Origin of the sequence: Flaviramulus aquimarinus, assembly GCF_039543205.1 — a bacterium.
Lineage (GTDB): Bacteria > Bacteroidota > Bacteroidia > Flavobacteriales > Flavobacteriaceae > Flaviramulus_B > Flaviramulus_B aquimarinus.
This window is the reverse complement of record NZ_BAABJH010000001.1, coordinates 559,522-572,951: the sequence shown is the minus strand read 5'-3', so window position 1 is coordinate 572,951 and position 13,430 is coordinate 559,522. Positions and strand designations below refer to the sequence as shown.

The window sequence follows — 13,430 nt, the reverse complement described above, 5'->3', positions numbered from 1 at the left end:
TATTTAATGCCAAAAACAATAAAAAAACTAGCTGTTTTAACTTCAGGAGGAGATTCTCCAGGAATGAATGCAGCTATTCGTTCTGTAGTTAGAGCTTGTGCGTATCATAATATAGAATGCATAGGTGTTTATAGAGGTTATGAAGGCTTAATTGAAGGCGATTTTAAACAAATGGATGCCAGAAGTGTAAGAGGAATAATCAATAAAGGAGGAACCATATTAAAATCTGCTCGATCTAAAGAATTTAGAACTGTTGAAGGAAGACAAAAAGCTTTTGATAGCCTAGTAAAGGCTAGCATAGATGGGTTAGTTGTCGTAGGAGGTGATGGCTCATTTACTGGGGCACTTATCTTTAATCAAGAGTTTGATTTTCCAGTAATGGGTATTCCTGGTACTATTGATAATGATATTGTTGGGACTTCCCATACTTTAGGATTTGATACAGCGCTTAACACAGTAGTTGATGCTATTGATAAAATTAGGGATACTGCAAGTTCACATAACAGATTGTTTTTTATTGAAGTTATGGGGCGAGATGTTGGTCATATAGCTTTAAATGTTGGTATAGCTGGTGGAGCAGAAGAGATATTAATTCCCGAAGAAGACTTAGGTTTAGATAGATTAGTAGAATCGTTAAACAAAAGTAGAAAATCAGGTAAATCCTCAAGTATTGTAGTTGTAGCTGAAGGCGATAAAATAGGTAAAAATATTTTTGAGCTTAAAGACTATGTTGATGAAAATATGGAAGGTTATGATGTTAGGGTTTCTGTATTAGGCCATATGCAACGTGGTGGTGCACCTTCGTGTTTTGATAGGGTACTAGCTAGTAGAATGGGTGTAAAAGCTGTTGAGTCCATGTTAAATGGTCAAACCAATTACATGGTAGGGTTATTAAACGGAAAAATGGAACTAACACCTTTAGATAATGCCATAAAAGGAAAAACAAAAATAAATTTAGAATTATTGCGTGTCTCAGATATCATGAGCACTTAACATTTATAAACACGATTATGTCAAAATTAAAAATTGGAATTAACGGATTTGGTAGAATAGGTAGGATTGCTTTTAGAGTAGCAGCATCAAGACCTGATATTGAAGTAGTGGGAATTAATGATTTGTTAGATGTAGAGCATTTAGCTTATTTGTTAAAATATGATTCTGTTCATGGACAGTTTGATGGAACTATAGATACTAATAACGGTAATTTAGTAGTTAACGGTAATGAAATTAGAATTACTGCTGAGCGTAACCCAGAAGATTTAAAATGGGATGCAGTAGGAGCAGAAGTTGTTTTGGATTGTACTGGTATCTTCACAAACCTAGAAGGTGCTCAAAAACATATTACAGCAGGAGCTAAGAAAGTAGCTATTTCTGCACCATCTGCAGATGCACCAATGTTTGTAATGGGTGTAAACCATAATGAGATTACTGCTGCAGATACTATTGTATCCAATGCTTCTTGTACTACAAACTGTTTAGCACCTCTTGCTAAAGTAATTAACGATAAATTTGGAATTGCAGAAGGTTTAATGACTACAGTTCACGCAGCTACCGCAACTCAGTTTACTGTTGATGGACCATCAAGAAAAGATTACAGATTAGGACGTGCATCTTTAAATAACATCGTTCCTGCATCTACTGGAGCTGCTAAGGCAGTAGGGAAAGTTATTCCTGAATTAAACGGAAAATTAACAGGCATGGCTTTTAGAGTACCTACTGTTGATGTATCTGTGGTAGATTTAACTTGTCGTATTGAAAAACCAGCTTCATGGGATGAAATCAAAGCAGCTTTAAAAGATGCTTCTGAAAATGAATTAGAAGGTGTTTTAGGATATACCGAAGAAGGTGTTGTATCTCAAGATTTCGTATCTGAGCCTAAAACAAGTACATTTGATGCTAATGCAAGTATGGCGTTAAATGACGGATTTATCAAATTAGTATCTTGGTATGATAATGAGTTTGGTTATTCAACTAAATTAGTTGATTTAGCGCAACATATTGCATCTGTTTAATATATATTAATTAATAATAATAACTCCATAGAGTTATTGTGTTATAAGCACAGTAGTCTGTGGAGTTTTTTTATATCGTATAGTTATGATTTTAATTGTTGATAGTGGTTCTACAAAATCAGATTGGATTGCAGTCGATTCTAATGGTGATCAATTGTTAGAAAAGATTAGAACAAAGGGTCTTAATCCTGCAATTTTAACAGAAAAGAAATTGCGTAAAATAATTAAAAAGGATAAAGTTTTAAAAACTAATAGAGCTGTTGTTACACATGTCTTCTTTTATGGTGCAGGTTGTGGTACTGAAAAACCAAAAGAACTTTTAAAAGAAGTTTTACAAGATATTTTTTTAAATGCTCATATAGAAGTTAATGAAGATACCTTGGCAGCAGTATATGCAACATTGAATCATCCTAAAGAGGCTGCTGTAGTTTGTATTTTGGGTACGGGTTCTAACTGTAGTTATTATGATGGCGAAGTATTACATCAACGGGTAAATTCTTTAGGTTATTCACTTATGGATGATGCATCAGGAAACTATTATGGTAAACAGCTTATTAGAGATTATTACTTCAATCATATGCCAGAAGACGTTAAAATTGCTTTTGGTAGTAAGTTTAATATGGAGGCAGATTATATAAAGTATAATGTATATAAGCAACCCAATCCTAATGCATATTTAGCAAATTTTGCTGAATTTATGTTCTTACATAAAGATTCAGAATATACCATAAACCTTATTAAAAAAGGTATTCGTTTATTCGCTACAAATATGATTATGCAATATAAAGAAGAACTTAAGACTGTTCCCGTACATTTTGCAGGTTCTATAGCTTATTTTGCCCAAGAGGAAATTAAAGCAGTAGCTAATGAAATGGGTTTTAAGGTTGGTAATTTTGAGCGTAGACCTATAGAAGGTTTAGTAGGTTTTCATACTAAAGATTTATAGTAAAAAAAACAATATTTATTAATTATAAGAGGTCTACGGATCTCTTTTTTTTGTACTATAAATCTATTAAATTATTCAATTTTGTGAAGATTAAATCTGTTTTTAAAACCTGATGTTACTAGCCTAAATCTATAAGTATTTAATTTTTTATATAGCCTTACTAACTCGTTAAAGTTAAAAATATTACTATGATCGTTTAGGCTTTTAACCTTAGCTGTAGACATATAGTGGTTTTCTCCATTACCCATACTATATATGGCAGCAGCAAAAGGAAAAGGAATAAACTTTATATTATTTGGTAGTTTTTTTAGTGCATGGTCAAAATATAGATAAGGTTCTTTTCTAAACATGTCTTTTATAAACTCTGGCTTAATTATAACAGATGTGCCACAAAGCATATTGAAATAAGATCGGTTTAAACAAATATAATGGTCGCCTTCTCTATATACATAACCTTTTTCCATATACCATCCAGGAATAGTTTTGTCACTTTTTTTAATAAATCCAGCTATTTTATTGCTTATACAATCATCTGAATCTACAACCATAATATGGCTGGGATTAAACTGTTTAGAATGTTCAACTCCAAGTAAAATTTTTTTGCCCTTATCAATTTCTCTTTTTCCAATTTTTTCAGCTTCTTCATTGCCTGCGAGTAGAGGTGGAGGAAAGTTTGCAGTTACATAATGAATTTTAGGGTGCTTAAAATGTATTGATGGAATTTCATGGCACACTACAACAACCTCAAATTCTGAATCTTTTTGTTGGCAAATAGATTTAATAGACCTTTCAAAAAGTTTACAAAATGTATTCCAATCTGCAGAAACTTTTTCACTTTTTACTGGAACAATAAATACAAGCATGATTAGAGATTAGAAGTTCTTTTCAACAAAAAAACATATAATATAGTGGTTTTCATTTAAATTTCGATAAACTGTTGTTTAATTAAGATAACATTTGACTATTAAATATTTAGGTAAATAAACGATTAGAGACCAAACCTATTAATAAGCATGATATGCTGTAATTAAAACTATATGTGTATTAGGAGTTGTAAATTCTATTTTCTTGTTCATTAACTCTAATAAATGTAGTGCGTTTGGTTAGTTCTTTTAATCGGGATGCTCCTACATATGTACAGGAGCTTCGTAAACCACCTAAGATATCTTTTAAAGTGTTTTCAACAGATCCTTTAAAAGGCACTTCAACAGTCTTACCTTCGCTGGCTCTATAATCTGCAACTTGTCCAATATGTTTTTCCATGGCTGTAGATGAACTCATACCATAAAATTTTCTATAAGGTTTCCCGTTTTTTTCGATGATTTTACCACCGCTTTCATCATGTCCAGCAAGCATACCGCCAAGCATAACAAAATCTGCTCCAGCGCCAAAAGCTTTAGCAATATCTCCAGGTGTTGTGCAGCCACCATCACTAATAATTTGTCCACCTAAACCATGAGCAGCATCGGCACATTCAATAATTGCAGAAAGTTGCGGGTAACCAACACCAGTTTTAATTCGTGTTGTACATACTGAGCCTGGACCAATGCCAACTTTAACAATATCAGCTCCAGAGAGTAACAATTCTTCCACCATTTCGCCAGTAACCACATTACCAGCAATAATTACCTTATCTGGATATTGACTTCTAGTTTGTTTTACAAAGTCTGCAAAATGTTCAGAATACCCATTAGCTACATCAATACATATAAATTTCAGAAACGGATTATATTTAAAAATAGTGGCAAGTTTTTCAGAATCGTTTTTTCCAATACCAGTGCTTACAGCAATATTATTTTCTATACCTTTTGGAGTATTGGTGGATAACATATTCCAATCTTCCATCTTATAGTGTTTATGAATAGCGGTAAATAATTTCTTATCAGACAGCGCTTTAGCCATTTCAAAAGTGCCGACAGTATCCATATTTGCAGCCATAATAGGTATGCCAGTCCACGTAAAATCACTATGTAAAAATTTAAAATTACGCTCTAAATTTACTTCAGCCCTGCTTTTTAAGGTGGAACGCTTTGGACGAATCATAACATCCTTGAACCCTAATTTTATATCGTATTCTATTCTCATATATTAGTTTATAATATGCGGATTTTTTCAATTCTAAATTTAATCAATTCAAAGGAATTATAAAATTTTAATAAGCTATAATTGTTTTGTTAATTCGTATAATTATGGATAAGTTTGTTAAAACGAACTTAATAAATGCCACTTATCCCAAAATCTTTTAAAGTTAAAAAGAAGTTATCTATTTTCATTTTCATATCAATTGTGGCTATTCTTAGTATTGGATATTTATTTGTTGAGAAAAGAATTTATCTAGAGACTGCAGCTATATTTTTGTTTGTTCTTGCCATAATACAAGTTTTTGCATTACAGTTTTTTTTGAAAAATCAATTAAAAAATGAAGTTATAAAAAATAATTATAGGCAAAGAATTGATCAGGTAAAACATGAGCTGGAAACTTCGGAAACACTAGCTGAGCATAAGTCTATTTATCTTTCGAATATGAGTTATGAAGTTAGAACACCTTTAAGTACGGTTTTAGGTATGCTGAATATGCTAAAGCAAACAGAATTAACCAGTGATCAAATTGCACAAGTTGAAATAGCCGAGTATTCTTCAAAGCATTTACTACAATTAGTTAATATGGTAACGGATAATGCTGAAGCTGATGCTGGAAATTTAAAACTCAATGTATTAACAATAGATTTAAAAACCGATTTATCTAGACTGTTTAAGGTTTTTGAATACCAAGCTTGGGAAAAAGGTTTGGAGTTTGAGTATAAATTTATGTCTGAAGAAAACGATAAATTTTTGGTGCTAGGTGATATAGGACGAATACAGCAAGTACTAACAAATTTAATTAATAATGCCATAAAGTTTACCAACTCAGGAAAAATATCGGTTATAGTAGATCAGACTATTGGTATTGATGATGATCAAATTGTAACGTTTTACATTAAGGATACTGGAGTTGGGATGAAGCCAGAAGAAGTTAAACGAATTTTTAGCGATTCCGAAGAGTCGTACAATACAAGTATGATGCGAGATTACAGAGGGTGGGGTATTGGACTATCTATTTCACACCAACTGGTGAAGTTAATGGGGAGCGAGTTAAAATTAGAGAGCAAAGAAAATGAAGGATCAACATTCTATTTTAGTTTGCAGCTAAAAAAAACATTGAATATTAAAACTGAAGAAGAAGCATTTAATCCCATTTTATTAAATGAGTTTAATGTTTTGGTTGCTGAGGATAATAGGATGAATCAGAAAGTAATCAAATTTCTATTAGAACGCCAAGGCGCTGATTGTACGTTTGCCAAAAATGGATTGGAAGCTGTTGAATTGTATAAGATTTTAGATTTCGATATGGTTTTTATGGATATTTATATGCCAGATATGGATGGATATCAAGCAACAAAGTTTATAAAAGAAACCCAAAAATATTCAGATAATAATACGCCTATTATTGCTGTTTCTGCCAGTGCATTTGAAGAAGATATTGAAAATGCGAAACGAGCCGGGATTGACGATTTTTTAGCTAAACCTATAGAAGTTGTTAGGTTGAAAGAACTTCTTATTAAATATTCGAAAACAGATACTTCAGCTTAATTTCTCTACCCATTATTTAACAGCAATCATACTAATTTCAACATTTACATCTTTGGGTAACCTTGCTACCTGAATGGTTTCACGAGCAGGAGCATTACTGTCATCAAAATAACTACCGTAAATTTCATTTATTTTAGTAAAATCATCCATGTTGCTTATAAAAATTGAAGACTTTACTACATTTTCAAAAGTCATGTTTGCAGTTTCTAAAACAGCTTTTAGATTTTTCATAACCTGAGCAGTTTCCATTTTTATATCATCCAAAATAAGCTGTCCAGTTTTTGGATCAAAAGCAATTTGACCAGAAGTATACAATGTGTTTCCCGCTAAAACAGCTTGATTGTATGGGCCAATAGGAGCGGGAGCATTTCTAGTTGTAATTATTGTTTTCATATTAAATATGTTTTATTTCCTTGAATCTCAATAGCTCCTATTAGTTATCAGGACGGGAGAGAATCTGTTGGTTTTCCTTTTTAGAAGAAGTAAAAACTAATACCGTAATATTTTATAATGTAATATCCGGTTGTCTACGCTTTTCGTATTTTAGGTCTTTTAATATACTGGATTTTATGCCAATAAAAAAATTCCAAGAACTTCTTGCGCTAAAAGGGATCCAACTAAAATTCATTCGCCAACTAAGTAAGTCGCGCTCAAAACGTAGTTGGGTATAAGTAAATCCGGCATTTTTTAGATCATAACCAGAAGAGGCTCCAAAAGTCCATTTTTCGGATAATTCAATATCCCCAGAAAACATAAGCGAATGCGATGATATTTCATTTTGCCGCCTCGAGTTTGAATAGTTAAGAGCATAAGCTATTCTTAAACTCCAAGGGACCTTATAATTGTATAATTCACCAGGCGTATTTTCTTCATCTTCATCTCTTTTTATTTGCTGATTGGCAAAATCTTCAGAAACACCAAATAAATCATCTGCACGACCTCCACTACGGAGGTTTTCCTGTATGCCATCATTTTTATTTTTACCCTTTTTGTCACCTGATTTACTAGACAAAGACCAACTTGTTGTTAGGTTAGCACTTGTCAACCTAAAAAGACTCCCACCATTATCAATATTAAATTGATCAATTCTATTATTATTGTTATCTAGGGCATAAGGATCTAAAGTAGCACCAAAATTCACGCTCATTTTATTTTTAAATAATTGCGTGCCACCAGTTACTCTAACAGGACTCCATTGTAGAGAATCGCCTGCAAAATTATAAGAGGTCGAAAAGTTTAAGTTGTTTAGTAAAATGATTTTTTTAGGCTCTGTAGCGGTGCTATCTCTATCTCGTACTTTGGCTTCAAGATTATTAGATACTGAAATCCCCATTGAGCTAGAAAAGTTTTTATTTGGAGATCCAAAAACGCCGTCTTCAAATCGACTGTATTCAACATCGGTAGAAGTTAATCCATCTGCACTAACAACCTCATACGAATCATAATATTTATCAAAAGAAGGATTTATATTATAACTTATTGAAGGCCTTATAACATGGCGAATAGCTTTTATTTTACGGTCTTTGCCTTCTTTTTCAAAATTAAACATACCATATATAGTGGTTCCTAAACTGGTACTGAAATTATAGGTTCTGTAAGAATCAAATCCGTTTATGTCCTCGTTAATAGTTTCACGTGTTATAGGGTCAAAGCTCCTGTTAATTGTATTAAAAGTCCATACTTCGTTAAAGTTAGTACTCGCACTTATAGCAAAATGCTTGAATACTTTAAAATTTGTAGTTAACGGAATCGTATGCTGAAAACCTGCTATGGCATCATCAAACATTTCTTTTTTAAAGAACAAAGAATCTGTGGTTTGAATTCTATTTTCGGCGCGAAGGTTATACTGTAAATTAATATTTTGAATTAACCCTTTTTTTGAACCGGTTTTTGAAGCAAACGGATACATTCTACCAATACTACCCTGAAACGTAGGGAGTGTCATGTTTATGGTTTCGGTATTTGTATTTTGGGCATGCGTTGCGGTTACGCTATAATTGACTTGTGGTTCGCCTTGAAATGATTTTGAGTAGGATATTGAAGATGATAAGGTGTTGTTTAGAAAAGATCCGGCATTTGTTTGATTAAGTGAATTACGGTAATAACTACTACTACCTAAGTTAACCGAAGCAGAAAAACGCGAACTAGGGTTGGCTTTTGAATCTTGACTATGTGACCAGCGCAAATTGTAAATAGTATTTATGGCATAATCAGGAAAACCACGTTCGCTAGTAATTAGGTTTTCATATCTAAAACCAACATTACCTCTGTATCTATAACGTTTTGCATAAGTGTTATCCAAACGAATACCATAGCTGCCATTTGTATAATAATCGCCTAAAACTGCTAAGTCTAAATAATCACTAATAGCAAAATAATAACCACCATTTTGTAAAAAATAGCCTCGATTATTTTGTTCACCAAAAACAGGAATAATAACTCCAGAAGTTTGTTTTTCGCTCTGAGGGAAAAAACCAAAAGGTAATCCTAAAGGCGTAGGTACATCATAAATAAAGAGATTAGCTAAGCCCGTAACAATTTTTTTTCCAGGTACGATTTTTGCTTTTCGGAGTTTTATGTAATACTCAGGGTCCTCTAGGTCTTTTGCAGTTGTATATTTAGCATTCCTTAAAAAGTAAACAGAATCGTTTTCTTTTTTAGTTGTTTCAGCAATTACAGTGCCTTCACCTTGTTCGGTTTTAGAATTATAAATAAGCGCCTTTTGAGTTTCTGTATTAAAAATAATAGAATCTGGCTCAACCACATTAGTACCTTGAGTAAAAACGGGCTTTTGAGTATAACCTTCAATAGAATCCGTAATACCTTTTGCGTAAACGGTATTTTTAATGTAGTCAATGGTAATATCCCCTGCGGTTATTTTCATGTCACCGTAATCGATCTTAGCTTCGTTATATAAATAAAGCTGTTGCTTTTTTTGACTAAACCTAGTGTAATCCGTAGCGTGGTACTTAACGATATGCTCTAAAAGTTCCTTTTTTGGTTTAATAGAATCTGTTAAGGTTGAATCTTGTTGCTTTTCTGATAGTTCAGGAATAGGAATACTATCGGTTTTGGTTATTAAGCTATCTTTTACACTTCGGTCTATGGTTCTTCCCTCTTTAGGAATATCTTGAGCGAAGCTTAACGTGTTAATAAACACTGTAAAACTTAATGCAAAAAGTATTTTAAAGTTGTTTGTGTGCAACGCTTTTAAATGTATTTTTGTAAAAGTATGGCTCGGTTTTTGAAAAGCCAAAATTACATATATTTTTCTGTGATTGATTTAATATTCAATTAAAAATTTAAAATTAAAATAAACCGAGTTTTTTAGTCGTTAAAATTCTTTATGAAACATTGATGTTGAAACTGTGTATCAAAAATGGTGCCTATAGTAAGCATAGTATAGAATCGATTAAAAAAATATAATATATCAGATGAAAACGTACAAAATATTACTTTTCGTATCATTTATAATAGTATTAACATTTTCTTCTTTTGTAAATATTAAGAAACAAGATTCAGCAAAAAAATTTGTTGTTGTTTTAGATGCTGGTCATGGCGGAAAAGACCCAGGGAATTTAGGAAATGGATATAGAGAAAAGAATATTGCATTAAAAATTGTTTTGGCAGTTGGTGCTGCTTTAGAGAAGAACCCAAACATTAAAGTGGTCTATACCCGTAAAACAGATGTGTTTGTTGATTTGTTTGTAAGAGGAAAAATTGCCAACAAAGCCAATGCAGATTTGTTTGTTTCAATTCATTGCGATTCTCATACGAGTCAAGCCTATGGCGCTGGAACTTTTGTTTTAGGAACACATAGAAATAAAACCAACTTTGAGGTTGCTAAAAAAGAGAATTCTGTAATTTTTATGGAGGAAGATTATGAGAAGAACTATGCAGGATTCGATCCAAATTCACCAGAATCTGTAATGAGCATTCTTTTAAGCCAAGAAGAATATTTAGACCAAAGTATACAATTGGCTGGTTTAATTCAGAATAATTTTGCCAATAAATTAAAACGTAAAAACAGAAAAGTTAAACAGGCCGGATTCATCGTTTTACATCAAACTGTAATGCCAAGTGTTTTGGTAGAACTTGGATTTTTAACGAATAAAAAAGAAGGCGCTTATTTGAATTCTAAAAAAGGACAAAATCAAATGTCTATGGCAATTAAGGATGCCATTCTAGAATATAAAAGGCATATAGATAAAAATGTTGGAAGCTATACTGTTGTTGATGAAGTTGAAGAAAACACCCAAACAGCAACAAGCGATGTCGTATTTAAAATCCAAATAGCAGCAAGTTCCAAAGTCTTGGAAATAAAACCTTATAATTTTAAAGGATTAAAAACGATTTCTCGATTAAAAGAAGGTAGCCTTTATAAATACTTTTATGGTTCTACAACAAATTATAACGATACGAAAGCCCTTGAGCAAGAAGCAAGAAAAAAAGGCTATTCATCTAGTTTTGTTGTTGCTTTTAAAGCAGGGAAAAAAATAGCATTAACAGATGCTTTAAAATCGATAGCTAATTAGAGGTGTTCTTTTTAAATTTATATTAAATTTGTGTTTCAAACATAATTATCTTGAATATATCAAAAGAAATTAAAATAGGCGTTCTTGTGTTATCAGGCATACTTCTATTCATTTTTGGGTTTAATTACCTAAAGGGTCAAAATTTATTAGATTCCTCGCGAACATTTTACGCTGTTTATGATAATGTAGAAGGACTTGTGCCATCCACACCTGTTACTATTAGTGGAAAAGCTGTTGGTAAAGTAAAAGATATTTCATTTAAAGATGATGGCTCTGGAAAATTGTTAGTTACATTGTTGGTTGATAATAGTTTTCAATTTTCTAAAAATAGTAAAGCAGAACTGTATGAAACAGGACTTATTGGTGGTAAAGCCATTGCTATTGTCCCAGCGTTTGATGGAGCACCAAATGCTGAAAATCAAGATATTTTATCAGGAGGCATAAAAGCGGGCTTAACAGATTTAGTTAACCAACGACTCACACCGCTCCAAGAAAAGATTGAAAAAATGATGGTGAGTGCAGATGCTTTACTTGTTAATTTAAATGATGTTTTTGATGAAAAAGCTAAAACAGATCTTAAAAAAGCCATCTCAGGTTTGAGTGCTACAATGAACTCTTTCGAGGATACATCAAATTCATTAAATAAAGTCATTGCAGACAATCAAGAAAAGATCAATAATGTTTTAATAAACGCAGATAAATCATTAGCTGATTTTTCAGAAATAACAAATTCATTATCAGAAGCAAACTTAGGAAATACTGTAAAAGAATTAGAAGGTGCTCTTAAAAATTTCAATACGATACTTGCGAATTTGGATAGCGGTAAAGGCTCCATAGGTAAACTTCTTAAAGATGAAAGTGTATATAATAATTTAGAAGGCGCAACAGCAGAGCTTGAAGCCCTCTTAAAAGATATTAAATTACACCCAAAACGCTATTTCAGAATATTATCAAAAAAGGAGATTCCTTATACCGAAGCAGAATCTAATTAATAACCTATGGAATACTTACCAAACATACTTTTTGCTATAATACTTATTGTAGGGATTGGTTTTTTTGCTAAAAACGTAAAAAAGCTTGTTCGTAATATTAAATTAGGACAAGATGTAGATGTTAGCGATAATAAATCGCAACGTTGGAAAAATATGGCTTTAATAGCTCTTGGACAAAGTAAAATGGTACGTCGTCCAATTGCCGGATTTTTGCATGTTATTGTGTATTTAGGATTCATAATAATTAATATTGAAGTTTTAGAAATCATTATAGATGGATTGTTAGGTACCCATCGTATATTTTCATTTATAGGGCAGCCTTATTATATTCTCATAAATCTTTTTGAAATTTTAGCGGTATTAGTATTTATATCAGTTATCATATTTTGGGTTCGTAGAAATATTATAAAATTGGCACGTTTCTGGAAAAGTGAAATGACCAGTTGGCCAAAAAATGATGGAAATTTCATCCTATACTTTGAAATGGTTTTAATGACCCTGTTTTTGGTTATGAATGCTACCGATCTTCATTTTCAAGACATGAACTCAGGAAATGTTATAAGCCAATTTATAGCACCGTGGTTTTCTGGGGTATCAGAAAACACGTTGCATGTTATAGAAAGAGGTGCTTGGTGGATTCATATAGTTGGTATTTTAGTCTTTTTAAATTATCTATATTTCTCAAAGCATTTACATATTTTATTGGCATTCCCAAACACATATTATGGTAATTTAAAACCAAAAGGACAATTCAATAACCTTGAGGCGGTAACTAAAGAAGTCAAAATGATGATGGATCCAGATGCCGATCCATATGCAATTCCTGAAGATGATGGCGAAGTGCCTGCAAAATTTGGAGCTAGCGATGTGCAAGATTTAAATTGGGTACAATTATTAAACGCATATACCTGTACCGAATGTGGGCGTTGCACTAGTGAATGTCCAGCAAATCAAACAGGTAAAAAGTTGTCTCCAAGAAAAATCATGATGGATACCAGAGATCGCCTAGAGGAAGTTGGTAACAATATAGATGTCAATAAAGGCGAATTTAAAGATGATGGAAAACAACTTCTTAACGACTATATAACAAAAGAAGAACTTTGGGCCTGTACCTCATGTAACGCATGTGTAGAGGCTTGTCCAGTAAGTATCGACCCGTTATCAATAATTTTAGAAATGCGTCGCTATTTGGTTATGGAACAGTCTGCTGCACCATTGGAGCTCAATAATATGATGACAAATATCGAGAACAACGGTGCGCCATGGCCATACAACCAAATGGATAGGTTAAATTGGAAAAACGAATAAATAAACA

General features: G+C 32.4%; 11 protein-coding genes. 7 read left to right on the top strand and 4 right to left on the bottom strand.

The window, feature by feature from the left end:
- Positions 1 to 6: 6 nt before the first annotated feature.
- The 3 genes from pfkA to ABD941_RS02520 all read left to right on the top strand — a co-directional run bounded on the left by pfkA (position 7) and on the right by ABD941_RS02520 (position 2,958).
- Complete coding sequence (pfkA, locus tag ABD941_RS02530; RefSeq protein WP_345272434.1) at positions 7 to 993, top strand: 6-phosphofructokinase; 987 nt, start codon at positions 7 to 9, stop codon at positions 991 to 993.
- Between the two features lie 17 nt (positions 994 to 1,010).
- Positions 1,011 to 2,012, top strand: coding sequence for a type I glyceraldehyde-3-phosphate dehydrogenase (gene gap / locus ABD941_RS02525; protein ID WP_345272433.1), 1,002 nt, complete (start codon positions 1,011 to 1,013; stop codon positions 2,010 to 2,012).
- Between the two features lie 85 nt (positions 2,013 to 2,097).
- Positions 2,098 to 2,958, top strand: a complete 861-nt coding sequence (locus ABD941_RS02520; protein ID WP_345272432.1) for an N-acetylglucosamine kinase — start codon at positions 2,098 to 2,100, stop codon at positions 2,956 to 2,958.
- A 71-nt stretch (positions 2,959 to 3,029) separates the two neighbouring features.
- On the opposite strand, the gene ABD941_RS02515 is transcribed toward ABD941_RS02520, so the two are convergent.
- On the bottom strand, positions 3,030 to 3,821 hold the full coding sequence (locus ABD941_RS02515; RefSeq protein WP_345272431.1) for a hypothetical protein: 792 nt from the start codon (positions 3,819 to 3,821) through the stop codon (positions 3,030 to 3,032).
- Positions 3,822 to 4,002: 181 nt separating this feature from the next.
- A complete protein-coding gene (locus ABD941_RS02510; RefSeq protein WP_345272429.1) occupies positions 4,003 to 5,043 on the bottom strand; it encodes a GMP reductase in 1,041 nt (346 codons plus the stop codon).
- Between the two features lie 135 nt (positions 5,044 to 5,178).
- Here ABD941_RS02510 and ABD941_RS02505 point away from each other — a divergent pair, with 135 nt between their 5' ends.
- A complete protein-coding gene (locus ABD941_RS02505) occupies positions 5,179 to 6,588 on the top strand; it encodes a response regulator (protein WP_345272428.1) in 1,410 nt (469 codons plus the stop codon).
- A 12-nt stretch (positions 6,589 to 6,600) separates the two neighbouring features.
- On the opposite strand, the gene ABD941_RS02500 is transcribed toward ABD941_RS02505, so the two are convergent.
- A complete protein-coding gene (locus ABD941_RS02500) occupies positions 6,601 to 6,981 on the bottom strand; it encodes a RidA family protein (RefSeq protein WP_345272426.1) in 381 nt (126 codons plus the stop codon).
- 112 nt (positions 6,982 to 7,093) lie between these two features.
- Positions 7,094 to 9,844 carry a putative LPS assembly protein LptD gene (locus ABD941_RS02495; RefSeq protein WP_345272425.1) on the bottom strand — a complete coding sequence of 917 codons (2,751 nt, stop codon included), beginning with the start codon at positions 9,842 to 9,844 and terminating at the stop codon, positions 7,094 to 7,096.
- Between the two features lie 178 nt (positions 9,845 to 10,022).
- Here ABD941_RS02495 and ABD941_RS02490 point away from each other — a divergent pair, with 178 nt between their 5' ends.
- Genes ABD941_RS02490 through ABD941_RS02480 form a run of 3 tightly spaced genes read left to right on the top strand, consistent with a single transcriptional unit; the run spans position 10,023 to position 13,423 of the window.
- Positions 10,023 to 11,123 (top strand): N-acetylmuramoyl-L-alanine amidase family protein, encoded by a 1,101-nt coding sequence (locus ABD941_RS02490; protein WP_345272424.1) that lies wholly within the window; start codon positions 10,023 to 10,025, stop codon positions 11,121 to 11,123.
- Positions 11,124 to 11,173: 50 nt separating this feature from the next.
- A complete protein-coding gene (locus ABD941_RS02485) occupies positions 11,174 to 12,115 on the top strand; it encodes an MlaD family protein (RefSeq protein ID WP_345272423.1) in 942 nt (313 codons plus the stop codon).
- Between the two features lie 6 nt (positions 12,116 to 12,121).
- Positions 12,122 to 13,423 carry a 4Fe-4S dicluster domain-containing protein gene (locus ABD941_RS02480; protein WP_345272421.1) on the top strand — a complete coding sequence of 434 codons (1,302 nt, stop codon included), beginning with the start codon at positions 12,122 to 12,124 and terminating at the stop codon, positions 13,421 to 13,423.
- Positions 13,424 to 13,430: the final 7 nt, after the last annotated feature.

Bases quoted from the DNA above. Each gene is read 5' to 3' on its own strand.
- ABD941_RS02500 (WP_345272426.1), bottom strand. From the start codon at position 6,981: ATGAAAACAATAATTACAACTAGAAATGCTCCCGCTCCTATTGGCCCA.
- ABD941_RS02480 (WP_345272421.1), top strand. From the start codon at position 12,122: ATGGAATACTTACCAAACATACTTTTTGCTATAATACTTATTGTAGGG.
- ABD941_RS02510 (WP_345272429.1), bottom strand. From the start codon at position 5,043: ATGAGAATAGAATACGATATAAAATTAGGGTTCAAGGATGTTATGATT.
- ABD941_RS02490 (WP_345272424.1), top strand. From the start codon at position 10,023: ATGAAAACGTACAAAATATTACTTTTCGTATCATTTATAATAGTATTA.
- gap (WP_345272433.1), top strand. From the start codon at position 1,011: ATGTCAAAATTAAAAATTGGAATTAACGGATTTGGTAGAATAGGTAGG.
- ABD941_RS02505 (WP_345272428.1), top strand. From the start codon at position 5,179: ATGCCACTTATCCCAAAATCTTTTAAAGTTAAAAAGAAGTTATCTATT.
- pfkA (WP_345272434.1), top strand. From the start codon at position 7: ATGCCAAAAACAATAAAAAAACTAGCTGTTTTAACTTCAGGAGGAGAT.
- ABD941_RS02520 (WP_345272432.1), top strand. From the start codon at position 2,098: ATGATTTTAATTGTTGATAGTGGTTCTACAAAATCAGATTGGATTGCA.
- ABD941_RS02515 (WP_345272431.1), bottom strand. From the start codon at position 3,821: ATGCTTGTATTTATTGTTCCAGTAAAAAGTGAAAAAGTTTCTGCAGAT.